This window comes from Mesonia sp. HuA40, from assembly GCF_008017835.1.
Taxonomy (GTDB): Bacteria; Bacteroidota; Bacteroidia; order Flavobacteriales; family Flavobacteriaceae; genus Mesonia.
Map to the genome: position 1 here is coordinate 269,807 of NZ_VRLT01000029.1, position 22,539 is coordinate 292,345.

Sequence of the window (22,539 nt, forward strand, 5' to 3'; positions counted from 1 at the left end):
TACCATGAAAACAATTCCGTTTACCCTATTTAGTCTATTATTTTTAACTCTTATTACTAGCTGCTCAGATGATGATGCCCCAGAAATCATTAATGAGGAAGAAGTAATTACCGATGTGACGCTAACATTTGTTAATGAAGATAATGAAACTCAAACCTACACCTATACCGATCCTAGTTACCGAGATGAAAATTACCAAGAACCGGTAATTATGCTAAAACCGGGATCTACTTATCAAGTGGGGTTACAATTTTTTAACAAATCAAATCCGCAAGACATTGAAGATATTACCAATGAAGTTCGTGAGGAACGCAATGATCATTTTGTTACTTATGCCTTTGGTCAAGTAGCGGTAGATTTAACACGAAATGATAGCGCTTCGGGAATAGATGCAGCAGGTATCCCTATTGGGCTAAATACCATTTGGGAAACCCAAACCGCAGGTAACGGCACATTGGTTGTGAAATTAATTCATGAACCAACCCTTAAAGATGTAACTAACCCAATGGGTTCTTTTACGGGAGGAGAAACAGATGTTGAGGTGGCTTTTCAAATTCAAATAGGCCTTTAAATTTTAAACCTTACTTTCTCAGATATAATTTGTTATTTTTGAGGGGCAATTAAACAGCAGTAGCATGAAAAAAATAATATTACCACTTTTGGCCGTAAGCGTAATGGCTTGCAAAGAAACGCCAAAAGAAGATAATCAAAACCAACAAAAAGATATTGCTTTGACATATCCTAAAACCAAAAAGGTAGATAGTGTTGACACTTACTTCGGTCAAGAAGTAAAAGATCCTTACCGATGGCTAGAAGATGACAGAAGTGCTGAAACCGAAGAATGGGTTAAGCAGCAAAATGAAGTTACATTTAATTACTTAGATCAAATTCCGTACAGAGATTCATTAAAAAATCGCTTGGCAGAATTATGGAATTACGAAAAAGTAGGTGCGCCATATACAGAAGGTGATTATACTTATTTTAGTAAAAATGATGGTTTGCAAAATCAATATGTGATCTATCGTCATAAGAAAAATGAGGATGCGTCTAAAGCAGAAGTTTTTCTTGACCCTAATAAATTCAGCGAAGACGGTACTACTTCTTTAGATGCATTTAGTTTCTCTGAGAATGGTAAAATTTTAGCATATTCTATTTCTGAAGGAGGTAGCGATTGGCGAAAAATTATAGTGATGAATGCAGAAACTAAAGAGATTGTAGAAGATACATTGGTAGATGTGAAATTTAGTGGAATCTCTTGGAAAGGTGATGAAGGCTTCTTTTACTCAAGTTATGATAAGCCAAAAGGTAGTGAATTATCGGCCAAAACAGATCAGCATAAGCTTTACTATCATCAATTGGGTACTGCCCAGAAAAATGATCGTTTAATTTTTGGAGGAACCCCAGAAGAAAAACATCGTTATGTGCGATCTGCCGTTACCCAAGACAATAAATATTTACTTATTGCAGCCAGTGTAAGTACATCTGGAAATAAACTTTTTCTTAAAAATTTAGAAGAACCGAATAGTGCATTAGTAACTATTTTAGATCACACCAAATCAGACACCTATTTGTTAGATAATCAAGGAGATCAGTTGATTTTAACAACCAACTTAAATGCACCCAATAAAAAAGTGGTACAGGTAGATGCTAAAAATCCACAACCAGAAAACTGGAAAGATCTTATTCCCGAAACAGAATTTGTGTTAACACCTACCAAAGGAGGGGGGTATATCTTCGCTAATTATATGAAAGATGCCGTTTCTATGGTTAAGCAATATGATTACAAGGGTAAACTAATTCGTGAGGTCGAGCTTCCTGGTGTAGGTACTGTAAATGGTTTTGGAGCCAAAAAAGAAGATAAAGAATTGTACTATTCTTTTACCAATTATGTAACTCCTGGTAGTATTTACAAGTATGATATAGAAAGTGGAAATTCAGAAGTTTTTAATACACCAAAAATCGATTTTAATCCAGAAGATTATGAAAGTAAGCAAGTGTTTTTTACCTCTAAAGACGGGACTAAGGTTCCTATGATTATTACCCATAAAAAAGGCCTTGCTTTAGATGGTAAGAACCCTACAATACTTTATGGTTATGGTGGTTTCAACATAAGTTTAACGCCTTCTTTTAGTATTGCCAATGCGGTATGGATGGAGCAAGGTGGGATTTACGCCGTGGCCAACTTACGTGGAGGTGGTGAGTACGGAAAAAAATGGCATAACGCTGGTACTCAATTAAAAAAGCAAAACGTGTTTGATGATTTTATCGCTGCCGCGGAATTTTTAATCGATAAAAATTATACTTCCAGTGATTATTTGGCTATTCGAGGAGGTTCAAACGGAGGCTTATTGGTAGGAGCAACAATGACGCAAAGACCAGAGCTTATACAAGTAGCATTACCAGCCGTAGGCGTGCTAGATATGTTACGCTACCATACCTTTACCGCCGGGGCTGGATGGGCATATGATTATGGAACAGCAGAAGATAGCGAAGAAATGTTTACTTATTTAAAGGGATATTCACCTGTACACAATGTAAAAGAAGGGGTTTCCTATCCAGCTACAATGATTACTACTGGCGATCATGACGATCGTGTGGTACCTGCACATAGCTTTAAATTTGCAGCAGAATTGCAGGAAAAGCAAACAGGAGACAACCCAGTTTTGATTCGTGTTGAAGTAAACGCAGGTCATGGAGCAGGAACACCAGTAAGTAAAATTATAGACCAATATGCCGATATTTATGGCTTTACGCTGTGGAATATGGGGGTGAAAAACTTATAAACACTGCACAAAATTGAAATAGGGCTGTTTAAAAACCAGTTTTAATAACTTTATATTTGGTTTTTAAACAGCCTTATTTTTTAATATTGATCTATTAAATATTTAATTAAATCTGTAGTGGTTACAATTCCCACTAGTTTTTCGTTTTCAATAACCGGTAACGCATGAAATTCTTTTTCGGCTAAAATTTCTGCAACTTCTTTAATGCTTTGATTGGGCGTTACAGAGGTTAATGCCTTTGCCATTACCTGTTCAATGGTAAACATCTCGTATACTACAGTATCTACATTTTTATCTTCATCGTCTACTGCATCAGCAAAACTAATGCGCAGCAAATCAGTATAGCTTAGCATACCTTTAATTTTATCACCGCTTATTACTGGTATGTGTCGTATTTTATGTTTTTTAAATAAACGTTCTGCATCGGCAAGACCTTGTTGGGTGTTTAGGGTAATAACGTCTTGGCTCATAATTTTTGAAATGGGTTCTCTTTTCTTCATAAGGTTTGGTTTGATTTAAATTCTACCTTAAATTTCATAAAAATTTGATAAATAAAAACTGATTTAAATCAGCTTATTTCAGCTTCAATTAAATTTGCATTATTATGCTCCAGATACATCAAATCAGTTATTTACATCAAAGTAATTTAGGAATACAAAATATTAGTTTTAACCTACAATCCAGTCGGCATTTAGCCATAATTGGTCCTAGTGGTTGTGGGAAGAGCACACTATTAAAGTGTATATATGGCTTATTCGATTTACAGCAAGGGAGCATTCATTTTAAAGCTGAACGCGTTTTAGGGCCAGCTTATAATTTGGTGCCTGGGCACCCGCAAATGAAGTATTTAGCTCAGTATGATAATGTTATGCCCTATACGAGCGTTTCAGAAAATATAAAAGAGCATTTGAGCAGACAGCATCCAGAAGAAAACGAGCGACGTTGTGTTGAATTGTTACGGGTAATAGGTTTAGAAGAATTTGCCCATACTCAAGTGAAAAATCTAAGTGGTGGTCAGCGTCAACGAGTAGCTCTTGCCCAAGTTTTAGCCAAAGCACCTCAATTATTATTGCTCGATGAGCCATTTAACTTTATAGATAATTTTAAAAAGAATACTTTAAGAAGGAGTATTTTTAATTACCTTAAAAAAGAGAATATTGCCTGTATTTTTGCTACCCATGATCGGGATGATATGTTAGCTTTCGCTGATGAGGTCTTGGTATTAGAGAAGGGTAAAACAATCGCTCAAGGAAATCCTAAGGCATTATTCGAAAATCCGAGAAGCAAAGCTGTGGCGGCCTTATTTTATGAGGTAAATGAATTACCGGCCTCGTGGTTTAATGATGCTTTTAAGGGTACTTTTTTAGTGTATCCTTTTGAATTAAAGTGGCACCGTCAAAAGCAAAAGAATGGAGTTGCAGTACAAATAGAGCAGTCTTTATATCAAGGGACGCATTTTTTAAACCAAGCTAGGCATCAAGATGAAATTATATTCTTTGAAACACCAAATCAATTGCAAACGGGAGAAAAAGGCTGGTTAGAACTTAAAGACGATTTACTAGAATCAAGACTAATCTAATTCTATAATGCGGTAAGTAAGCTTAGCATATTGTATTTTGTCATTCTGTTTTTTGCCTAAAAAGGCTTGAGCAAGAGGTGACTGCAATCCGATGGAATAAATGCCTTTCTTTTCGAGTTTTGGATTAGATAAAGGTATACCAATTAAAAAACTAGCTTTTTCTGTTTTTATATAGCTACCCCAAGCGACTACCGTTGAAGTTTTCTGAATTTTTAAGCGCTTTAGCTGTGTACGTTGCTGCAAAAAATGATTACGACTGAATTCTAATTGATTTAACCGAGCCGAAAACATTTCTCTACTAGTCTCAAACTTGTCACCTGCAGAAGATTTTGATTCTCCCGCCATATCGCTTTGCAGACTTTCTATTTCATTTTGGAGCAGATTGATATGCTGCTCTAGCTGATTTTCACAAAGTTCAATAAATTCGATTTTACTTAACATTTAATAAATAGCCTTAATCTTGGTCACTAGCAAACCATTCAGCAAAACTGGTTTCTGTTTCTTGCAATCTCAAACTAAAAAGCTCAATATTTTTAGGAAGTCTAGCTTTAATCTTATCGGCAAAATCGGTGATCATTTTTTCGCTGGTAGGCTGGTAATCTACTAAAATAACGTTGTGGTCCCGTTTCATTAATTCTTCGGCCAGCTCAATGTGTGGAGTGTTTTTATTGAGTACAGTAGCATGATCAAATTGATCTACAATCTCTTCTTTTACTATTTTTTTTAGGTCCCCAAAGTCAATCACCATGCCATTTTTTACGTGATTGCTATCGTGAATAGGCGTGCCAATAACAGTTACATTTAGTTTATAGCTATGGCCGTGCACATTTTTGCACTTTCCATCATATCCGTAAAGCGCGTGTCCGGTCTCAAAATTAAATTGCTTGGTAATTCTTATTTTACTCATTACTTTTTAAATTTATTATACAAAACCACTCCTATAAGCACCAAACCTAAAATGACAAAAAGGCCGTTACCGCTCAAAAATTGCAAAATATCCATTTGTTTGATTTTCCGACAAAGTTACAATTTAAATGCGAAAAAAATATTTTAGTAGGATACAACTAAAGAAAGAATAATCTATTTTTGTTGGGCTTTTTTTTAGAATTGAAAAATTGAATACAACCGAATTATTTGAGCAGCTGGATTTTCAAGAAAATCCGCAATTTGAAAAAATTATTGCCAATCTTGTAGGGCAGCAATATAGTATTGTAGATGGCTTTTTTAACGAAAAAGAAATAAATACCCTACGCAAAAGGTTACTGGAGCTTTATGATCAAGAACAGTTTAAAAAATCTGCCATTGGTAATAAAACCAATGAATTGATTGAAAAAGAAATACGTGGCGATTTTATTTTATGGATAGATGAAGCCCAAGCTTCTCATCAAGCCGAGCAGGTATTTTTTAATAAAATTAATAATCTGGTGCACTACTTAAACAGAACTTGCTTTTTAGGAATACTACATAAAGAGTTTCATTTTGCAGTTTATCCTAAAGGAACTTATTACCAAAGGCATTTAGATACTTTTATGAATGACCAACGGCGTAAATTATCTGTAGTCTGTTATTTAAATGATAATACTTGGAAACCCGATAACGGTGGCGAATTGATTATTTATACTCCAAATGGAGAGGTAAGTGTGGTACCAAAACCAGGTAGACTAGTTGTTTTTGAAAGTCAAGTTTTAGAACATGAAGTGAAAAAAGTAACTCATGATAAACGACTGAGTATTACCGGATGGCTAAAGACAAGATAAAAAAATAGGCTGTCTTAAAATGACAGCCATTACAGGTTTAAGATTCGAGGCAAATTTCAATACCTCGAGCAGAAACAAGGCGTTTGATGATTCTATTAATACTACTAAAATTATCGGCAATCTATTATAGAGCATCTTATATACACGATTTACGGTAACTCGTGTTTACCGAATTAAAGCCAGAAAAATAAAAGTGGTGCGCCTAATACAGTATTAAACACCTACTCCCTTGATTAGGGTAAAATATCCTTATTGTAAATATAAGGTCTTGGTTGTTTTTCTACTGAAGAAAAAGGCATACTTGATTCGATTTTTCTAAAATAATGGCGACTAATTTTGCTTTAGAAACATATTGTCTTTTGTGGGGTTCTATTAAGCTAAAACCATTAAGCGATACTCTAAAATTAATAGGCTATCAGTTTTTTAGTTCTGATTAATTTTATGAATCTACTAGGGTGTCTTGAAAACAAGCCAAAGCTTCCTGATGCTAATGCTATGCTCAAGGCCAAAAGATATAAATGCGTTTTAAACAAAATTTAAGTGGCTCTGCTTAATTACTTTTTATTTTTCTTATTCACATAAATAAACAAACCTACAATAAAAACAAGAGCAATAATATACAACCAATTTGCCGTTAAAAAGTCGGTTAAACTGTACCAGCCAAATTGCTGTTGAGTGCCGGTGTTTTCTTGATTTGGGGTAAAAGTTTGTTGCAATAAAAACATAATTTTTTAAATTAAGATACTTTAATTTGTTCAACTAGCCAAAAACTAAGCCTGCTTTTGATTTACTTTAGTATTACAATCCGCTAAGGTAACTGCTATATAGATCTTGAAACTGAGTGCCGTTGTTATATTGATGCTTGCTAAGCATATCAAAAGCGGTAAGACCCCATAAAGCAAACTCAAGTGTAAAAGCTAGATCTTTCTCTTTAAGCTCTGGCAAGTACTTTTGCACAAGATTAACCAATGGTTTTATTTGGGTTAAGGTTTGCAGATATTCTTGCTCCCCAAAGTCTTCATCTAGATGAATACCATCATTCGAGACAAACCAAGCAGTCACCTCATCATAGGGGCTCGCTTCCTCTTGCTTTTTAAGTTTTTTAATCTCTGGGAACAATTTAGGGAAAATACTTTTAACCGCATTTTCAATAAGGTGTTTAGCAACAAAATCTGGTCCTTCCTGTTCCCCTTCATATAGCAGCTCTACTTTACCGGTAAGAGCAGGAATAACACCCATAAAATCTGCAAAACGTAAACTGGTTTTATTTTCATCATTCAACAACATACGTCGTTCTGCTGTACTCATTAAATTTTGAAATGCTGTAATACTCATACGAGCACTTACACCACTTTTAGCATCAATATATTCACTTTTGCGAGCCTCAAAACCAATTTGTTCAATCAAATCACGAGCCAACTCTGGTATATAAATAGCAGCGTTTTGATGTTTATCAATGCCGCTTTCCTGCTGTGTAATTTGTTTTGCTATGCTAATATTTTGCGGATAATGTGTTAGAATTTGTGAGCCTATGCGATCTTTAAGCGGAGTAACAATACTCCCTCTATTAGTATAATCTTCTGGGTTGGCCGTAAAAACAAACTGTAAATCTAGCGGTAACCTTAATTTAAAACCGCGAATTTGTATATCGCCTTCTTGTAAAATGTTAAAAAGAGCCACTTGAATCCGGGCCTGCAAATCGGGTAGTTCATTGATAACAAAAATACATCGATGCGCGCGCGGTATCATTCCATAATGAATCACCCGGTCATCTGCATAACTTAATTTTAGATTGGCCGCCTTTATTGGGTCTATATCACCAATCAAATCGGCTACACTTACATCTGGGGTGGCTAATTTTTCTGCAAAACGATTTTCTCTGTGCAACCACGAAATCGGAGTTTGATCACCATGTTCGGCTATCTTTTCTTTTCCGTATCTAGATATAGGATTTAAAGGGTCGTCATTGATTTCAGAACCTTCAATTACGGGAATGTATTCATCTAAAAGTTTTACCATCATTCGCGCCAAACGTGTTTTAGCTTGTCCGCGCAAACCCAATAAATTGATATTATGTTTAGATAAAATTGCTCTTTCAAGTTCAGGTATCACCGTATGTTCATAACCAAAAATTCCCGTAAATACCTGTTCTCCCGCCTTCATTTTAGCAATTAAATTATCACGGAGTTCTGTTTTAATAGTTTTAGATTTATACTCACTCGCTTTTAAGTCTCCTAAGGTTTTTATAGCGTTGGGATTCATAAGTTTTCGATTTTAATTTTTTTAATCTTTTTCAGGGCGCCCCCAAAAGGGCCGGGCTTTCGCAAGTCGCTTTTTTTCTGTCGCCAGCAAAAAGAGCTCCAACAGTTGCTCAATCCCTGGCGCAGTTATTATGGTTTAATGCTAGTAAAATCTGCCTCAAAATCCGTCTTGAACGCAATATCAACGTAATCTTTTCTTTCTGTTGGTTTCATAATCTTCAAAAATCATTTCGCCTAAATTGTCTAATCCTGTATAAAATGCTTTGCCTTGGTTTGAAGCAGTAAATTGTTTTATAAATTCTATTAAATAAGGGTCACTAGCAATCATAAATGTGGTAATAGGTATATTTAATTTACGGGCTTGAGCGGCCATATTGTAACATTTCTGAGTAATGTACTCATCAAGACCCATCGAATTTTTGTAATAGTTGCCATCGGGTAAACGCAAACAACTTGGTTTACCGTCTGTAATCATAAAAATTTGTTTGTTAGCATTTTTCTTTCGGCGTAAAATATCCATGGCCAATTGTAAGCCGGCTACGGTGTTGGTATGAAATGGCCCAACTTGTAAATAGGGAAGATCTTTGATTTTTATAGGCCAAGCATCGTTACCAAATACAATCACATCTAGGCTGTCTTTGGGGTAGCGCGTAATAATCAATTCAGCCAAGGCCATGGCTACCTTTTTTGCAGGCGTAATGCGGTCTTCACCATACAAGATCATGCTATGGCTAATGTCTATCATTAATACAGTACTCATTTGAGATTTGAATTGACTGTCTTCAACCACCAAATCATTTTCGGTTAAATTAAAATTGTTTAAACCATGATTTATCTGCGCATTTTTTAAACTTTCGGTTATTGATATTTTATCTAGCGCATCGCCATATTGGTAAGCCCTGAATTCTCCTGTTTTTTCATTTGAATTTCCTTTAAATTTAGTTTTGTGATTCCCGCTTGCGCTTTTACGCATTTTACCGAAGATTTGATTCAAAGCGCGTTGTCTTAAAGCTTGTTCTGTTTTAGAAGTAATTTTTATTTCTTTACCCGTTCCATCTGGCGTTAATCGTTCTTGTATATATCCTTTTTTAAGTAAATCGGCAATAAAATCATCAAGGGTATAATCTGCCGTGGTGAGTTGGTATTCTTTATCTAGTTCTCGCATCCAATCAATGGCCTCATCAAAATCTCCAGAAGTATGAGTTATGACTTCTTTAAAAATTTCAAAAAGACGCTCAAATGGGGTAGTATGTTTTGGCTCGTAAGTTTTAAAAATAAAGCCTTTTTTATGTAACTGCATACGTATTCTTATGTTGCTTAAAATTAAGAGAAATTTCGGAGAATTTTCTTAAGACAGCTGTTAAAGCCTTGTGAAGTTTTAGAGGCTTTGTTTAAGGTATTTTTGCCTAAAACGAATGATGAGAGCGCTACTACGAATGAGCATCCAGACAAAAAAGCCAATCCACACCGCATAGAGTTTTAAACCGAAATAATCTGCCAGTAATAAGGCAGGGGTGAAACCTAGAAAAGTAGCTATTAAAAGAACATTGCGTAAATACTTTGCTTCGCCCAGGCCTTTAAAAATACCGTCAAACATAAAAGCCAAAGCGTTTACAGGTTGCATTAGTAAAACCATCCAAAAAACACTGGCAAACAAGGCCAGCACTTTAGGATCTTTATTGAAAAGCAATCCGATTTCATTATAGAAAATGGCACAAACCCCCATTAAAAATAGAGCGATTAAGAGTGCGTACTTACTAATGTCTTTGCTAAGGTACCATAATTTTTGATAATCTTTTGCGCCTAGCAACCTACCACTTATTGCGTTTCCTGCATTGGCATAGCCGTCTATAAAAAACGAGAAGAACAACCAGATATTCATAAGAATACTTTGCGCAGCAATATAATTTTTACCGTAGCCTGTGGCATACGCATTGGCTAAATAAATAGCAAAATTAAGAGCGGCTGTACGCACAAATAAATTGGCTGCCATGCTTAAAAGTGGTTTTAACCTTGGGTTGAGTCTAAAACTTAATTTAAGATGAAAAGGAGTTTTTTTAAAAAAATAATAAAACGCTAACGCTAACATGCAAGCTTGAGCAATCACACTTGCATAGGCGGCGCCGGCCAAATGCATAGGTTTAATAAGGCCCTCAACTCCATATACTAATGCGAAATCTAATCCTACATTTACCACAGCACCTAGCAAACTACATTTCATTGCCCATAGCGTGTTTTGTAAACCACGAAAAACACCAAAAATAGCAAATGTAACAAGCGTAAGCGGATAGCCTAGTGCCCTTATAGTATAATACTCCTGCGCATAATTTAAGATGAGTCCTTCGGCATTGTATGCGCTAAAAATAGCCCTGGCAAAGTAGGCGGTTAGAGCATATATAAATAGACTTAAAATGAAATTGAAAAAAATAGCCTGTGGCACTAAAGTTTTTACTGCGTGTAGCCTATTGGCACCTAAGTGTTGTGAAACTATGGCCGAGATAGCGGTTTTGGTTTGTGCTACAATCCAAATTATAGCCGATAAGAAACTACCTACAATTCCAGCGGCTGCCAAGGCTTCAACCGAGTTGTTTTGTACGTTCCCAATTACGGCAATATCGGTTAAAGAGATAAGGGGTTCGGCTATTCCTGCGATAATCGCAGGAATAGCAATTTGGTTAATTTCTTTGAAAGAAATTTTATGACCCAAAACCTATTTATTTTAGCTGTTAACTAGTGAAAAGCGCTTTAAGTTCGGTTGCTTCTTCTGGCTTCATTTTTTTGGCCAAAACTAAACTCAATTGACGTCTTCTTAAAGCAGCATCGTAATGCATTTTTTCTTCGTCTGTCTCAGGTTTTATTGGAGGTACACTTACGGGAATTCCCATATCATCTACCGCTACAAACGTATATATTGCATCATTGGCCTTAGTGCGGTTTCCGCTTTCGCGATCTTCAATCCATACGTCAATTACAATTTCCATAGAACTTTTAAAAGCACGTGATACTTTAGCTTCTATAGTTACCACACTACCTAAGGGTACAGCTTTTTTAAACGCTACGTGATTAACAGAGACGGTTACCACAATTCTTCGGCTATGTCTACGAGCGGCTATACTGGCAGCACGATCCATGCGGGCTAGTAGTTCTCCTCCAAACAGATTGTTCAATGGATTGGTCTCTCCTGGTAAAACCAAATCAGATAAAATAGTGTGTGATTCACTTGGGGTCTTCGCCTTCATTCAAATTTTTTCAGCAAAGATAAGCTATTCTTATAAAATAAGGATTAAAGTGCTTTTACTAGTAACCAAGCACCTTCTTCTTGAGTAGTTTGTATGTTTTTTAAAGCCTTAAGTGCTTCAGAACGATATAGATAACTAGCATATATAACCTGGTGAAGACCGTATTGATTTTTACCTACCTCTCTAGCAGGAAAACCTAAATCGCGAAGTTGTTGGGTTTTTTTGCTTGCATTCTCTTTTTCTCTAAATGCTCCTGCAACAATATGGTAGTTACCTTTAGGAGCTTGCTTCACCTTATAAATAATCTCTGGTAATGAGTTGCTTAACGCAAAAGTAGCTTCTTGAATTTTCTGCTCTACTTTTTGGTTAGCCGCTTCTTGCGCTGCTAAATTATGACTGTTAACTTCTTGCTTGAGTTGTTGATAGCCTAAAAATCCAGCAATACCTAAAAAAATGATACCCGCCGATGCAACACGCAGAAAGGGAAATTTCGACTCTTTTGGTTGTAGCGTTTTTTCTTTTTCTTGCTTTGATTCTTTAGGTAAGTTTACAACGGCTGATTTTCTACTTTCGGGTAACTGGGTTGTAGTTAAACCAAAAGCTTCTGTAAGCAAGTTGATTCTATGGTTAGCTTCAAATAATACTTTATTTTGATGTAATTTAAAATTCCCTAAACTACCAAAACAAACTTCATTGTATTTTTCTAAGCTGTTTATTAAGTCATTAACTTCACCATTAACCTTTGCTTTTGCTTGTGAATGAGATAGATCTAAGGCTTTCGCTACATAGTTAACCAGCAAACCATCGTCTTGCTTGAGTTGAGCATTAAACGATATTTTTTTATACGGGGGGGCTATATTTTGGGTGCTTTCATGAATTTTAGCCGATTGGCGTTGAGCCAATATACCGCCAAATCCAGGAATAATCACGCAATCGTGCCGGTACAATAAATCTTTTATTTGTTGCTCTAAACTCATATTAACAAATTTAATAGATTTTATTAGTTTTAAAAAAAGATGAAGCTAATTTTATTAACAATTCTTTTTGCTTATTTTTAAGGTATTAATTTTCAGTAGAATGACAGAAAACGAACTACTTTATACGCTGGCTTTGCAAAGAGTAAATGGGATTGGGGACATCTTAGCTAAAAAGCTTTTAAAAATCTTTGGTAAAGCAGAAGCTATTTTTAAGGCTAGTCGAAAAGATTTCGAAAGCTTAGATGGTTTTGGCGATTTTCGAGTAGAAGCCATTCTCGAAGGGGAAACTTTAAGTCGAGCCGAAGAAGAACTCAAATTCATCCGTAAAAATAATATCAAGCCTATTTTTTTTGAAGATGATGATTACCCTGGTTTACTTAAGCATTGTGTAGATTCTCCTATCTTATTGTTTACTCAAGGAGAATTTAATTTAAGCAACAAACGTATGTTGAGTATTGTAGGTACGCGACAGGTGACCAATCACGGAGTTGCATTTTGTGAATCTTTAATAGAAGCCCTAAAGCCGCTTAATCCCGTAATTGTATCAGGTTTTGCTTATGGTGTAGATATTGCTGCACACAAAGCGGCGGTGAAAAATAACTTGCAGACTATTGCCTGTTTGGCCCACGGTTTAGATACTATTTACCCCAAAACACACTCTTGTTATATGCCTGATATCCTAAACCATGGAGGTTTTTTTACTGATTTTTGGAGCAATGCTAATTTTGATCGTAAAAATTTTATCCGGCGTAACCGTATTATTGCGGGACTTAGCGAAGCTACAATTGTTATTGAAAGCGCAGAAAAAGGGGGGTCATTAATTACGGCAGAAATTGCTAATTCGTATAGCCGAGAGGTATTCGCTGTGCCCGGTCGTACCACAGATAGTATGAGTATTGGATGCAATAAACTTATAAAAACTCATCAAGCTAGGCTTCTAACGGGAGTAGAAGATTTAATTTATCAATTAAACTGGGATGTCAAGGAAAAACCTATCCAAACCCAATTGTTTGTAGAATTAGAAGGCGAGGAGAAGCGGGTATATGAAACACTCAAAAGTATGGGGAAAGCAGAGGTTGACAACCTTGCCTTAAATTGTGATTTACCTACTTTTAAACTCAACCCTATTTTACTAAATCTAGAGCTTAAAGGCGTTTTACGGCCCTTGCCAGGAAAATTATTTGAGGTGATATAAAAAAATCCGCTCGTTGGCGGATTTTTTTCTAAAGATAACCTAATTTTTTGCGAACTCTATTTAAAACCTCATTGGCAACCTTTTCGGCCTTCTTAGCTCCCTCTTCTAATATGGCGTCAAGTTCGTTGGTGTTACTCATGTAATAAGCAAATTTGGCGCGTTGGTCGGCATATTTATCAAGTAGTAATTGATAAAGTTCTTTTTTAGCGTGGCCGTAACCATACCCTCCTGATAAGTAATTTTCTCGCATTTTAAAAATTTCATCATCGTTAGCCAAGAGCTTATACAGGTTAAAAACGTTGCAGGCATCAGGATCTTTAGGGCTCTCTAGAGGGGTGCTATCGGTAGCAATACTCATAACTTGCTTTTTTAGAACCTTATCTGTTTCAAATAAATTGATGTAATTGTTGCGAGATTTGCTCATCTTTTCACCATCTGTACCAGGAATATACTTGGTCTGCTCTTCAATTTTTGCCTCAGGAAGCACAAAAGTATCTCCCATTTGAGCGTGAAATCGAGAGGCAACGTCTCGCGTCATTTCTATATGTTGCAATTGATCCTTGCCTACTGGTACTAATTCGGCATCGTAGAGTAAAATATCTGCAGCCATTAGCATTGGGTAGGTAAATAAACCCGAGTTAACATCGGCCAATCGGTCGGCTTTATCTTTAAAAGAATGAGCCAAGGTAAGCCGCTGATAAGGAAAAAAGCAACTCAAGTACCAGGTTAATTCTGTAGTTTGTGGAATGTCGCTTTGTCTGTAAAAAACTGTTTTTGAAGTGTCTAGACCAAAAGCTAGCCAAGCGGCTGCCACAGCATAGGTATTTTCCTTTAAAATACTAGGGTCTTTAATTTGCGTAAGTGTATGCAGGTTTGCTATAAATAAAAAAGACTCATTTTTGTCATCATTAGCCATTTCAATAGCAGGAATAATAGCTCCTAATAAATTTCCTAAATGCGGCGTTCCTGTACTTTGAACCCCGGTAAGTATTCTAGACATAATAAAAATTTTTGTAAAGGTACTTTTTTTATAGAATTTGGTCTTGGCTTTTTTATATTTTTGAGCTATGAGAATTTTTAGCAAGCTAGCCATTTTATTATGGCGTATTTGGTTTTATTTATTGGTGCTAATACCCATTATAGTTTTATTACCATTTTTACTTCTGTTTACAGCATCAGAACAATATTATAAACAGTTTTTTATGCTTGCCCGTTGGTGGGCTTTATTCATTTTGTATGGCATGGGTTGCTATCCAGAAATAAAGCGCCTGCAAGTGCCCCAAGAAGATACGAGTTATATGTTTGTGGCTAACCACACTTCTATGCTTGACATCATGTTAATGCTTGCAGTGATAAAAAATCCATTTGTTTTTGTGGGCAAGAAAGAATTAGCTAAAATCCCCCTTTTCGGATTTTTTTACAAACGCACGTGCATATTGGTTGATCGAAATAATATAAAAAGTAGAAAGCTAGTGTACGATTCGGCGCAACGCAGATTGAAACAAGGAAATAGTATATGTATTTTTCCCGAAGGAGGCGTGCCAGATGATTTAAACTTGGTGCTAGATAGCTTCAAAGATGGCGCTTTTCGGCTGGCGATAGAACACCAAATCGCTGTGGTGCCTCTGGTTTTTTATGATAACAAAAAACGATTTCCTTATAGTTTTTTCAAGGGTAAACCTGGTAAACTACGTGCAGAGATATTACCATTCTTTTCTACGCAAGGTTTAAAAACTGAAGAAAAGACAGTCTTAAAGCAACAGGTGAGAGAGGCCATCTTAAACAAGTTAACTGCAGATAAGGCTTAAAACTTCCAGTTGATACCGGTATACAATCCAAAAAGAAAGGGAGAGTAACCGGCGGTGTTACCAGTATAGGTGTTGAGTTGGTATTTAAAGGTAGGTTCTAATTGAAAACGGATTTTTTCACTAAAATTATACCCCAATCCAACCCCTAAATTGGTGGTAAAGCTTACGTTGTTTAAGTTGTTTGCTTCTCCAAGGTTAACATTACCTAACTCACTGTTAATTGCCACCTCATTTTTATTTAATAAAAGTGTACTTGCCCCACCAATTAAATGAATATTTATTTTACGCTGTAACAAGGTATACTCTAATTCTAACGGTATTTCAATAAAGCCCATTTGTTGTTGAATATTTCCGGCTATATAATTGCTAAAACCTTGCACCCCCTTCATCTGTTCGGGATTGGGTACTACTTTCAGATTCATTGCGGTAGGGGTGATGTTTAAATTACGTAAAGTTGTTACATTTTCGGCGCTTGCCGTAAAACCAATTTCCTTGGTCTTGTTACCAACAACTATACGATTTATACCGCTTCTGATTTTAAAGTTAGTACTAATTTGATAACCAAATTGAATACCATAATTCATACTGATGGCTCCATCATTCTCATTGCTCGCAAATCGAGCGTCAATAGGGTTTCCTTTGGCGTTTAAATTACCAAAGTAAATCGGACTCATTTGTGGGGTAACAGACCAACGGTTTTGAGCTACTAAATCTTCAGTTTTGTTAGGTGTATCCTTCTGTTCTTTTGCTTTTTCCGTCAAGGCATTTGCCTTTTCTATACCTTTTTCAAGAGGATTGAAGGCGCTACTTTCTACAAAGTTTAAAATCTCTTTAGGTTCTTGCTTTTTAGATGTGTTATTATTATTAGAATTGAAATCATTGACATTTGAATTGATGGTAGCAATAGCATTGTTTTTTACCTGCATTTTAGGCGAAACTTTTAATTGTCTTTGATTATCATCTTTGTGACCGATTTGTTTATTGTTCTTTGGTTGAGCAGCTGAGAAGGCTGATTGGGTTAGGTACTTCTTTTGCTTAAACTTCACGAATTTTTGCTCGTGCCAGTTACTTCTTTTTTCCTTTTTAATTATTTTTTCTTCACTTGCGTTTTTTTGAATATCTAAAGGGGTCGTCGTATTGCTGAATTCAACCTCTTTATCTTCTGATGTTAATAGATTTTGTTCTGGTTCATCTCTTAGCTTGGGTTCGCTTATTTCAACTTGAGAAGGTGAGCTATTAGATAGTTGATTTTGAGTTTTAAAAAACCAATTTCCTGCCAGGAATGCAATTGTTAGTACAGCTGCTAATCCGCCTAAGCGCCACCAAAATAAAGCCGCTCTTTTTTTCTTATTAGGTTTTAGCTCCATTTCGATGTTTTTCCAAACCTGATTTGAGGGAGCAGCTTCAAAATCTTTAAACTTCTCTTGAAACAATCTATCTATATGTTTTTTGTCTTTCATTATACAGATTTTTGGTTGGTTAAGGTTTGATAAGCTTCTACCTTTTGTTTTAAAATTTGTCGGGCCCGGGCCAGATTAGATTTTGAAGTGCCATCACTTATGTGAAGTAATTCTGCAATTTCTTTATGTGAATAACCGTCGAGGGCATACAAGTTAAACACCAACCGGTAGCGATTGGGGAGTTCTTGCACAATTTTAAGCAAAAAATCAAGCGGAAGATCTTGGTCTTCTATCTCTTCTTCGGTTTGCTTAATTTGATTTTCATTAATAATTTCAAAAAAAGGCTCCTTGCGATAGGCTTGTAGACAAGTGTTAATTACAATTCTTTTCATCCAGCCCTCAAAAGAACCTTTAAATTTAAATTGGTGAATCTTTTTGAAAATGGTTATAAAAGAATCCTGTAAATGATCTTCGGCCTCCTTGTAATTCCTGGCGTATTTTAAAGCTACACTAAATAATTTTTGGTTATAGATATGATATAACTGTTCCTGAGACGCTAAGTCTTGCTTCTGGCATTGACGTATCAGGTTTTGAGTTTTCATTATTCTAATTTTACAAAAACTTTTTTCTCTAAAAATACGGCCTTGCCTTCTTCAGACTCTCCACTATAAATTTCAAAATTATAGAAATCTGTTCTACGCGGGGTAAATTCAAAAGTGGCTATTTTTAAATCTTCTGTTTGGCAGTCCTGCTCGTTGGAAGAGTAGGATGTAATTACAGCCAATTGTTGTTGCTGGTTGCCGTCATAATAGTTAAAGCCAGCGAACATATGGCAGGTGGTTTTAGGTTGGTATTCTACTTCAATGTTGAAAGACTTTCCAAATACCAGTGTATCGGGTAAGTTTGTACTAATGGCTGGCGCTAGTTCAATATTAAAATCGTTTTCGTCTAAATCATCATTTAAACAGGCGGTACAAACAAGTAGTGCCAAGATTATAAAGCTTAAATAGCGTAATTTGCCTTTCATAAAAATAGGTATTTTTTAATTAGATGCAGTAAAAGTCTTTAGGTTGCGTAAATAAAAAAGACTGTTTGTGTTAAGTTTATTTTTTTTTCAAGCTTTAGGATAAAACAAGAAATAAATTTAACACAAACAGTCTAAGTAAAAAACAATAAAATTTGTTTTAACCTTTCGCTATTTTAATGGCATCGGTAATTTTTGTTTCAAGCTCCTCCATTAATTCAGGATTGTCTTTCAATAAGTTTTTCACGGCGTCTCTACCTTGCCCTAATTTGGTGTCTTCATAACTGAACCAAGAACCACTTTTTTTAACAATTTCGTAGTCTACACCCACGTCAATAATTTCACCTACTTTAGAAATACCTTCGCCGTACATAATATCAAATTCGGCTGTTTTAAAAGGAGGGGCAACTTTATTCTTAACTACTTTTACCCTAGTTTTGTTACCTTTTACTTCGCTATTACTGTCTTTAATTTGGGTAGATCTTCTTATATCTAAACGAACAGAGGCGTAAAACTTAAGTGCATTACCACCAGTTGTGGTTTCGGGGTTTCCGAACATTACACCAATTTTCTCACGTAGTTGGTTAATAAAAATTACGGTACAATTGGTTTTGCTAATGGTTGAGGTTAACTTTCGTAGCGCCTGAGACATCAACCGGGCGTGAAGCCCCATTTTAGAATCTCCCATTTCTCCTTCAATCTCACTTTTTGGCGTTAGCGCTGCTACAGAATCTACAACAATAATATCAATTGCGCCTGAACGAATTAAATTATCGGCAATCTCTAAGGCTTGCTCTCCGTGATCTGGTTGTGATATGATAAGGTTTTCGATATCTACACCTAATTTTTCTGCATAAAACCTATCGAATGCATGTTCTGCATCGATAAAAGCGGCAATACCACCCACTTTTTGCGCTTCGGCAATGGCATGTAAGGTAAGTGTGGTTTTACCAGAAGATTCTGGACCGTAAATTTCAATTACTCGACCTCTAGGATATCCGCCAACACCCAAAGCTAAGTCTAATCCTAAAGACCCCGAAGAAATAGCATCTACATCTTGCACAGCCTGGTCGCTCATCTTCATTACGGTACCCTTCCCGTAGGTTTTATCAAGTTTGTCTAAGGTAAGTTTAAGGGCTTTTAATTTTGCTTCTTTTTCGTTGTCTTTGCTCATAATCTTGATTACTCTATTATTTCTTTTTTGAATTGATGCTAAAATACTACAAGTTTTGTATCATTACAATCTAAAACGCAACCTTTTTTAAAAGTTTGCATCTAAACTCAAAGACCATTTACTGTGAAAACAAATAAAAAAACCTTTTTTTTATGTGGCTCTGAAAATAGCTTTACAATTGTAGAAGGAGCCAAGATAGATGGTGGTTGACCGATTCGTTATGATACATAATTTTTTAAAATTAAATTATTAATAACGAATTAGCCATTCAAAAAAATACCCCAAACAAAAGTTTCGGGTATTTTTTTATTTAAATGTTTACCTTTGCAGCTTTAACTTTTGTTCAACTTAAAAATTAGTATAGCATGCAACTGTACAATAAACTAAGTGCGAGAGAAAGAGAAGCCATGCTTGAAGAAGCGGGAGAAGACCGATTGACCATCTCTTTCTATCAATACGCCAAAATCGGTAATCCAGAACTTTTTAGAAACCACTTGTTTGTCGCTTGGGATGAACAAGAAGTCTTGGGCAGAATTTATGTAGCCCACGAAGGAATTAATGCGCAACTTTCTGTTCCTGCTAAGCGCTTTGATGAATTTAAAGCGTTTTTAGATGGTATTTATTTTCTTAAAGATATTCGATTAAATATCGCGATAGAACAAGATATGAAGTCTTTCTTAAAGCTAAAAGTTAAGGTGCGTGATAAAATCTTAGCAGATGGTCTTGATGATAAAACTTTTGATGTTACCAAAAAAGGAGAGCATGTTAATGCAGTTAAATTTAATGAGTTGATAAGCAATCCCAATACGGTACTGGTTGATATGCGAAATCATTACGAAACAGAAATAGGGCATTTTCAAGGAGCTATAACCCCAGATGTCGATACCTTTAGAGAATCATTACCTATAATTGAGAATGATTTAAAGGATTTTAAGGAAGAGAAAAATCTAGTGATGTATTGTACCGGAGGTATTCGCTGTGAGAAAGCTAGTGCATATTACAAGCACCGAGGTTTTAAAAACGTATATCAATTAGAAGGAGGAATCATCGAATATACCAGACAAGTAAAAGAGCAAAACCTGGAAAATAAATTCATCGGTAAAAATTTTGTGTTCGATCATAGACGAGCCGAAAAAATCTCAGACGAAGTTATTGCCAAATGTCACCAATGTGGAGCAGCCTGCGACACACACGTAAATTGTGCTAATGAAGCTTGCCATTTACTTTTCATTCAATGCCCATCTTGTGCAGAAAAAATGAACAATTGCTGTTCAGATAAATGTAAAGAAATTCATGCCTTGCCTTATGAAGAGCAAAAGGCCTTGAGAAAAGGAAAGCATAATAGCAACAAGATTTTTAAAAAGGGCAGATCTGAAGTCTTGAAATTTAAAGCATAATAGTAAAGCCGACAAACCTAATTTGTCGGTTTTTTTTGTTTTAAGGGCAGCTTTTGAGCTGAGATAAGCCAAGTGTATCCAAATTAGAGCAATTCTGTTTTAACTAATAAGCTATTGCCTCAGCTTATTTTAGTATATTTATCCCCTAAAATAATTTAATATTAATTTACAACGCGCTTGCTAGGTTTGCGAGATTTCATCCGTAAATAAATAAAGGCAGAAGATTCGCGTTTCAATATATAAAAATCGTTTATGGGGTGTGAAAGTTGTTCTACTGGAAAAAACGGACAGCCAAAAGGGTGTAAGAATAACGGTACTTGCGGTACCGATGGTTGCAATAAATTAAGTGTATTTGATTGGTTGGCAAACATGGATTTACCCAACGGTCAAGAAAAATTTCCTTATGTTGAAGTCCGGTTTAAAAACGGACGTAAAGAATTTTTTAAAAATCAAGAGCGTATTAGCCTAAGTATGGGCGATATAGTTGCTGTAGAAGCATCGCCGGGTCACGATGTGGGTATGGTAACCCTTACAGGTGAATTGGTTAGGGTGCAAATGAAAAAGAAGAAGGTTAAACCTGATGATGATTCGGTTTTAAAAATTTACAGAAAAGCAACGCAAAAAGATATTGATATTTGGCAAGAAGCTCGAGAAAGAGAAGAAGGCATCAAGGTGCGTGCTCGTGAAATTGCTATACGTTTAAATTTAAAAATGAAAATTAGCGATGTCGAATTTCAAGGTGATGCCTCTAAGGCAACTTTTTATTATACAGCAGGAGAAAGGGTTGATTTTAGGCAATTGATTAAAGAATTTGCTCATGAATTTAGAACCCGCATAGAAATGCGCCAAATAGGGTTTAGACAAGAGGCCGCGAGGTTAGGTGGTATAGGCTCTTGTGGTAGAGAACTTTGTTGTTCAACTTGGTTAACAGACTTTAGAAGTGTAACAACCTCTGCGGCGAGATACCAGCAATTGTCCTTAAATCCCTTAAAACTCGCAGGGCAATGTGGTAAGTTAAAGTGTTGTTTAAATTATGAATTAGACGCTTACCTCGATGCGCTTAAAGAGTTCCCTAGACAAGACACTAAGCTACAAACTCAAAAAGGAACGGCAGTTTGTCAAAAAATAGATATTTTTAAGGGGTCTTTATGGTATGCTTACGAAGGAGAATGGATGAATTGGTTTGAGCTAAAAACAGATCAAGTAAAAGAAATAATTCATGCAGCAAAAAACAATAAACCTGTTGCCAGCTTAGAAGAATTTGTTAGCGAAGAGCCTCAGGCTGCATCAGGTAAATTTGAAGATGCGGTGGGGCAAGATAGTTTAACACGTTTTGATAAGCCTAAAAAACAGCAGAAGAGGAAGCCGCGTAAAAACAGAAAGAGAAAACCACAAGCCAAGAAGAATAACCGCAGTTTTAAAAAGAAAAAACCAGCTAAAAATGACTAATTTTCTGCGATTGTTCTTTGTTGTTATTGGTATAAGCCTTTTTTCTTGTGATAAAAATAGGGTTTACGATACCTACCAAACCGTACCACTAGTTGGTTGGCATAAAGATTCTGTTATGTCTTTTAACCTTAAGAATGTTGACACTATAACCAACTACAATTTGTTTATCAATTTGAGAGCAGACCAAAATTACCCTTACAATAATCTATTTTTAGAAACTACAATTTCTTTTCCGTATGGCAAAGAAATTGTAGATACTTTAGAATATAAAATGGCCCATCCCGACGGTCGACTATTGGGGCAGGGAACTGGCAGTCTAAAAGAAAGTAAGCTTTGGTTGAGAGAAGAAGTTAGATTCCCCGAACAGGGTCAATATACACTAAAAATTAAACAACTTATGCGCGCTCAAGGCGAAATAGAACCCTTGGAATACTTGCCAGGAATAACCGAAATTGGCGTGCGCATTGAGCAGGTTACACCTTAAATATCTATAGAA

23 protein-coding genes are annotated in these 22,539 nt (G+C 35.8%); 9 read left to right on the forward strand and 14 right to left on the reverse strand.

All coding sequences use genetic code 11. The features are described 5' to 3' along the window. Positions 1–4: 4 nt before the first annotated feature. Positions 5–571 carry a hypothetical protein gene (locus FT993_RS07480; RefSeq protein WP_147861917.1) on the forward strand — a complete coding sequence of 189 codons (567 nt, stop codon included), beginning with the start codon at positions 5–7 and terminating at the stop codon, positions 569–571. A 64-nt stretch (positions 572–635) separates the two neighbouring features. Next, a complete protein-coding gene (locus FT993_RS07485) occupies positions 636–2,783 on the forward strand; it encodes a prolyl oligopeptidase family protein (RefSeq protein ID WP_147861918.1) in 2,148 nt (715 codons plus the stop codon). Between the two features lie 80 nt (positions 2,784–2,863). On the opposite strand, the gene FT993_RS07490 is transcribed toward FT993_RS07485, so the two are convergent. Continuing rightward, complete coding sequence (locus FT993_RS07490) at positions 2,864–3,283, reverse strand: CBS domain-containing protein (protein WP_147861919.1); 420 nt, start codon at positions 3,281–3,283, stop codon at positions 2,864–2,866. A 104-nt stretch (positions 3,284–3,387) separates the two neighbouring features. Between FT993_RS07490 and FT993_RS07495 the strand changes: the two genes are divergently transcribed. After that, positions 3,388–4,362: an ABC transporter ATP-binding protein gene (locus FT993_RS07495; RefSeq protein ID WP_147861920.1), complete on the forward strand. Its 975-nt coding sequence runs from the start codon at positions 3,388–3,390 to the stop codon at positions 4,360–4,362. On the opposite strand, the gene FT993_RS07500 is transcribed toward FT993_RS07495, so the two are convergent. Next, positions 4,354–4,803, reverse strand: coding sequence for a GreA/GreB family elongation factor (locus FT993_RS07500; RefSeq protein ID WP_147861921.1), 450 nt, complete (start codon positions 4,801–4,803; stop codon positions 4,354–4,356). The genes FT993_RS07495 and FT993_RS07500 overlap by 9 nt on opposite strands. A gap of 13 nt (positions 4,804–4,816) precedes the next feature. Further along, a complete protein-coding gene (locus tag FT993_RS07505; RefSeq protein WP_147861922.1) occupies positions 4,817–5,269 on the reverse strand; it encodes a 6-carboxytetrahydropterin synthase in 453 nt (150 codons plus the stop codon). Between the two features lie 208 nt (positions 5,270–5,477). On the opposite strand from FT993_RS07505, the gene FT993_RS07510 reads away from it, so the two are divergent. Then, the gene (locus FT993_RS07510; protein ID WP_147861923.1) at positions 5,478–6,119 is read left to right on the forward strand and encodes a 2OG-Fe(II) oxygenase; all 642 of its coding nucleotides are present in this window, start codon (positions 5,478–5,480) and stop codon (positions 6,117–6,119) included. 554 nt (positions 6,120–6,673) lie between these two features. Here FT993_RS07510 and FT993_RS12300 read toward each other — a convergent pair. From FT993_RS12300 to FT993_RS07535, 6 genes are all read right to left on the reverse strand, one after another. Then, positions 6,674–6,844 (reverse strand): hypothetical protein, encoded by a 171-nt coding sequence (locus FT993_RS12300; protein ID WP_187240777.1) that lies wholly within the window; start codon positions 6,842–6,844, stop codon positions 6,674–6,676. Positions 6,845–6,917: 73 nt separating this feature from the next. Next, entirely contained in the window at positions 6,918–8,381 is a 1,464-nt protein-coding gene (locus FT993_RS07515; RefSeq protein WP_147861924.1) for a magnesium chelatase, read from the reverse strand. A 180-nt stretch (positions 8,382–8,561) separates the two neighbouring features. Next, a complete protein-coding gene (locus FT993_RS07520) occupies positions 8,562–9,680 on the reverse strand; it encodes a VWA domain-containing protein (RefSeq protein ID WP_147861925.1) in 1,119 nt (372 codons plus the stop codon). A 78-nt stretch (positions 9,681–9,758) separates the two neighbouring features. Further along, positions 9,759–11,087, reverse strand: a complete 1,329-nt coding sequence (locus FT993_RS07525) for an MATE family efflux transporter (protein ID WP_147861926.1) — start codon at positions 11,085–11,087, stop codon at positions 9,759–9,761. Positions 11,088–11,106: 19 nt separating this feature from the next. Next, positions 11,107–11,619 carry an acyl-CoA thioesterase gene (locus FT993_RS07530; protein ID WP_147861927.1) on the reverse strand — a complete coding sequence of 171 codons (513 nt, stop codon included), beginning with the start codon at positions 11,617–11,619 and terminating at the stop codon, positions 11,107–11,109. 44 nt (positions 11,620–11,663) lie between these two features. Further along, complete coding sequence (locus FT993_RS07535; protein WP_147861928.1) at positions 11,664–12,596, reverse strand: SPOR domain-containing protein; 933 nt, start codon at positions 12,594–12,596, stop codon at positions 11,664–11,666. A 100-nt stretch (positions 12,597–12,696) separates the two neighbouring features. On the opposite strand from FT993_RS07535, the gene dprA reads away from it, so the two are divergent. Next, on the forward strand, positions 12,697–13,791 hold the full coding sequence (gene dprA, locus FT993_RS07540) for a DNA-processing protein DprA (RefSeq protein WP_147861929.1): 1,095 nt from the start codon (positions 12,697–12,699) through the stop codon (positions 13,789–13,791). A 28-nt stretch (positions 13,792–13,819) separates the two neighbouring features. On the opposite strand, the gene trpS is transcribed toward dprA, so the two are convergent. After that, positions 13,820–14,791 (reverse strand): tryptophan--tRNA ligase, encoded by a 972-nt coding sequence (gene trpS / locus FT993_RS07545; RefSeq protein ID WP_147861930.1) that lies wholly within the window; start codon positions 14,789–14,791, stop codon positions 13,820–13,822. A 67-nt stretch (positions 14,792–14,858) separates the two neighbouring features. Between trpS and FT993_RS07550 the strand changes: the two genes are divergently transcribed. Continuing rightward, on the forward strand, positions 14,859–15,599 hold the full coding sequence (locus tag FT993_RS07550; RefSeq protein ID WP_147861931.1) for a 1-acyl-sn-glycerol-3-phosphate acyltransferase: 741 nt from the start codon (positions 14,859–14,861) through the stop codon (positions 15,597–15,599). Here FT993_RS07550 and FT993_RS07555 read toward each other — a convergent pair. From FT993_RS07555 to recA, 4 genes are all read right to left on the reverse strand, one after another. After that, complete coding sequence (locus FT993_RS07555) at positions 15,596–17,059, reverse strand: PorT family protein (protein WP_147861932.1); 1,464 nt, start codon at positions 17,057–17,059, stop codon at positions 15,596–15,598. The genes FT993_RS07550 and FT993_RS07555 overlap by 4 nt on opposite strands. After that, on the reverse strand, positions 17,059–17,601 hold the full coding sequence (locus FT993_RS07560; RefSeq protein WP_147861933.1) for an RNA polymerase sigma factor: 543 nt from the start codon (positions 17,599–17,601) through the stop codon (positions 17,059–17,061). The genes FT993_RS07555 and FT993_RS07560 overlap by 1 nt, the downstream gene beginning before the upstream one ends. Then, positions 17,601–18,026 (reverse strand): hypothetical protein, encoded by a 426-nt coding sequence (locus FT993_RS07565; protein WP_147861934.1) that lies wholly within the window; start codon positions 18,024–18,026, stop codon positions 17,601–17,603. Before FT993_RS07565 ends, FT993_RS07560 begins: the two co-directional genes overlap by 1 nt. Before the next feature lie 157 nt (positions 18,027–18,183). Next, positions 18,184–19,197 (reverse strand): recombinase RecA, encoded by a 1,014-nt coding sequence (recA, locus tag FT993_RS07570; protein WP_147861935.1) that lies wholly within the window; start codon positions 19,195–19,197, stop codon positions 18,184–18,186. 365 nt (positions 19,198–19,562) lie between these two features. On the opposite strand from recA, the gene FT993_RS07575 reads away from it, so the two are divergent. The 3 genes from FT993_RS07575 to FT993_RS07585 all read left to right on the forward strand — a co-directional run bounded on the left by FT993_RS07575 (position 19,563) and on the right by FT993_RS07585 (position 22,527). After that, positions 19,563–20,594, forward strand: coding sequence for a rhodanese-related sulfurtransferase (locus tag FT993_RS07575; RefSeq protein WP_147861936.1), 1,032 nt, complete (start codon positions 19,563–19,565; stop codon positions 20,592–20,594). A gap of 252 nt (positions 20,595–20,846) precedes the next feature. Then, a complete protein-coding gene (locus FT993_RS07580) occupies positions 20,847–22,043 on the forward strand; it encodes a regulatory iron-sulfur-containing complex subunit RicT (RefSeq protein WP_147861937.1) in 1,197 nt (398 codons plus the stop codon). After that, complete coding sequence (locus tag FT993_RS07585) at positions 22,036–22,527, forward strand: gliding motility lipoprotein GldH (RefSeq protein ID WP_147861938.1); 492 nt, start codon at positions 22,036–22,038, stop codon at positions 22,525–22,527. The genes FT993_RS07580 and FT993_RS07585 overlap by 8 nt, the downstream gene beginning before the upstream one ends. The last annotated feature ends 12 nt before the right edge of the window (positions 22,528–22,539 follow it).

Excerpts from the sequence above, each read along its gene's own strand:
- FT993_RS07480 (WP_147861917.1), top strand. The coding sequence starts at position 5 with ATGAAAACAATTCCGTTTACCCTATTTAGTCTATTATTTTTAACTCTT.
- FT993_RS07485 (WP_147861918.1), top strand. The coding sequence starts at position 636 with ATGAAAAAAATAATATTACCACTTTTGGCCGTAAGCGTAATGGCTTGC.
- FT993_RS07490 (WP_147861919.1), bottom strand. The coding sequence starts at position 3,283 with ATGAAGAAAAGAGAACCCATTTCAAAAATTATGAGCCAAGACGTTATT.
- FT993_RS07495 (WP_147861920.1), top strand. The coding sequence starts at position 3,388 with ATGCTCCAGATACATCAAATCAGTTATTTACATCAAAGTAATTTAGGA.
- FT993_RS07500 (WP_147861921.1), bottom strand. The coding sequence starts at position 4,803 with ATGTTAAGTAAAATCGAATTTATTGAACTTTGTGAAAATCAGCTAGAG.
- FT993_RS07505 (WP_147861922.1), bottom strand. The coding sequence starts at position 5,269 with ATGAGTAAAATAAGAATTACCAAGCAATTTAATTTTGAGACCGGACAC.
- FT993_RS12300 (WP_187240777.1), bottom strand. The coding sequence starts at position 6,844 with ATGTTTTTATTGCAACAAACTTTTACCCCAAATCAAGAAAACACCGGC.
- FT993_RS07515 (WP_147861924.1), bottom strand. The coding sequence starts at position 8,381 with ATGAATCCCAACGCTATAAAAACCTTAGGAGACTTAAAAGCGAGTGAG.
- FT993_RS07520 (WP_147861925.1), bottom strand. The coding sequence starts at position 9,680 with ATGCAGTTACATAAAAAAGGCTTTATTTTTAAAACTTACGAGCCAAAA.
- FT993_RS07530 (WP_147861927.1), bottom strand. The coding sequence starts at position 11,619 with ATGAAGGCGAAGACCCCAAGTGAATCACACACTATTTTATCTGATTTG.
- FT993_RS07535 (WP_147861928.1), bottom strand. The coding sequence starts at position 12,596 with ATGAGTTTAGAGCAACAAATAAAAGATTTATTGTACCGGCACGATTGC.
- dprA (WP_147861929.1), top strand. The coding sequence starts at position 12,697 with ATGACAGAAAACGAACTACTTTATACGCTGGCTTTGCAAAGAGTAAAT.
- trpS (WP_147861930.1), bottom strand. The coding sequence starts at position 14,791 with ATGTCTAGAATACTTACCGGGGTTCAAAGTACAGGAACGCCGCATTTA.
- FT993_RS07550 (WP_147861931.1), top strand. The coding sequence starts at position 14,859 with ATGAGAATTTTTAGCAAGCTAGCCATTTTATTATGGCGTATTTGGTTT.
- FT993_RS07555 (WP_147861932.1), bottom strand. The coding sequence starts at position 17,059 with ATGAAAGACAAAAAACATATAGATAGATTGTTTCAAGAGAAGTTTAAA.
- FT993_RS07560 (WP_147861933.1), bottom strand. The coding sequence starts at position 17,601 with ATGAAAACTCAAAACCTGATACGTCAATGCCAGAAGCAAGACTTAGCG.
- FT993_RS07565 (WP_147861934.1), bottom strand. The coding sequence starts at position 18,026 with ATGAAAGGCAAATTACGCTATTTAAGCTTTATAATCTTGGCACTACTT.
- recA (WP_147861935.1), bottom strand. The coding sequence starts at position 19,197 with ATGAGCAAAGACAACGAAAAAGAAGCAAAATTAAAAGCCCTTAAACTT.
- FT993_RS07575 (WP_147861936.1), top strand. The coding sequence starts at position 19,563 with ATGCAACTGTACAATAAACTAAGTGCGAGAGAAAGAGAAGCCATGCTT.
- FT993_RS07580 (WP_147861937.1), top strand. The coding sequence starts at position 20,847 with ATGGGGTGTGAAAGTTGTTCTACTGGAAAAAACGGACAGCCAAAAGGG.
- FT993_RS07585 (WP_147861938.1), top strand. The coding sequence starts at position 22,036 with ATGACTAATTTTCTGCGATTGTTCTTTGTTGTTATTGGTATAAGCCTT.